This window comes from Endozoicomonas sp. ONNA1, assembly GCF_024606325.1.
Lineage (GTDB): Bacteria > Pseudomonadota > Gammaproteobacteria > Pseudomonadales > Endozoicomonadaceae > Endozoicomonas_A.
This window is the reverse complement of the sequence record NZ_JAHHPN010000870.1, coordinates 1-1,318: the sequence shown is the minus strand read 5'-3', so window position 1 is coordinate 1,318 and position 1,318 is coordinate 1. Positions and strand designations below refer to the sequence as shown.

At 48.3% G+C, this 1,318-nt stretch carries 2 protein-coding genes; both read right to left on the bottom strand.

All coding sequences use genetic code 11. The features are described from left to right. Positions 1-74: 74 nt before the first annotated feature. The gene (locus tag KDK19_RS20770; protein WP_257292853.1) at positions 75-947 is read right to left on the bottom strand and encodes a toprim domain-containing protein; all 873 of its coding nucleotides are present in this window, start codon (positions 945-947) and stop codon (positions 75-77) included. A 223-nt stretch (positions 948-1,170) separates the two neighbouring features. Further along, positions 1,171-1,314 carry a helix-turn-helix transcriptional regulator gene (locus tag KDK19_RS24615; protein WP_368736480.1) on the bottom strand — a complete coding sequence of 48 codons (144 nt, stop codon included), beginning with the start codon at positions 1,312-1,314 and terminating at the stop codon, positions 1,171-1,173. Positions 1,315-1,318 lie beyond the last annotated feature (4 nt).

Sequence of the window (1,318 nt, the reverse complement as noted above, 5' to 3'; positions counted from 1 at the left end):
ATCGATCAATAATACTTGGCTTGCTATTCCCGGAATCTGACTGCATATGATCAGACAGAGGCTTCAAAGTCTCTCTACTCATCCAGACAACCTCCATTAACCACCAGATCGTTAAAGTCTGTTCCTTCGACACCCTCTGGGAAGTCTGGCCATATAACCTTGCCTTTAACGGCCTCTGCTGCCTCCCGAGCCTTCTTCAAGCCGGTGTTAACCTTTGCAGTACGGTCATTATCTGCTGCAAAAATGAACTTAGCCTTGGGGTATATTTTCCTTAGCTGCATGGCTGCTTGCCTTAAATTTCCAGCATTAAATGCAACCGCCATCGTCAAGCCCATAAACTTATGCAATGTGGCTGCCGTGCTATACCCCTCCGCAAAATACAGCTGATCGGTCACTTGTCCAATCAGATGAAAACAGCCATCAATCCTGCCGCCTTTGGCAAATAATTTTCGACCATTGGGTTTGATGTATTGCAGACTCCATAACTTGCCAGCTTCATCCCTGGCAGGGATCAGCAGGGTATCGCCAAGCTCTCTGATACCGTATGGGGGAATCTGCTTTTTCAGAAGATACGGGTGTGCAAAGGTGGCTGGCTGAGCTTTTTCCCACTCAGCCTGCACTTTTTTGGCTACCTGTTCCTGTCTTTTCCTCTTCTCAGACTTAGCCTGACTTTGCGCTTTGGCTACCTGTTCTTCTCGAAGTTTCCGCTGCTCTGGAGAAAGTTCAGAAAAACGACGACTATGAACAACCACCTTCTGACCCGTCTTCCAGGACCCGGCGACCAGCACATCGGAGCCATAGCACACATACCAGCCATTCAGGGAGCTGTTTCGATCTCCTTCAACCTGATAGCGATGAATTTCTCCATCAGCCAGAATCTGGATATTCCTCGCAGGAGCCAAGCCCGCCTCCGCTAAGTGTTGATAACAGAATGAATCGAAGTTCATCAGCTATGACTCCTTTCATTCATAGGTTGGCAGTAACGTATGACAGCGTTTACAACTTCAGTTATCCAGTTGATGCGGTCATCTGGCTTTCGCAAAACAGACGCGGCTTTCATCTCTCGCTCAATAATACGGTCAGGACACCTCAGCCCTTTTGTTGCAAGCTTACTGATAACTGTCTGTTTCCAGAGGTTCCACTCTTGATTTGCTTTTTGTTTAAGGCAGGTCATTCTGCATCCCTCGCTTCAATGCGTTGCTGTGCCCAATCCATAATTTCCTGCCAAACCCACCTGATACCACCACCGGGAAGAGTAACCGGAGCGGGCAGGGCATTCTCGGAAAGTAACCTATACAGAGTTGAGCGGCTGATACCT

Coding starts and splice junctions, on each gene's coding strand:
- KDK19_RS20770 (WP_257292853.1), bottom strand. CDS start 947: ATGAACTTCGATTCATTCTGTTATCAACACTTAGCGGAGGCGGGCTTG.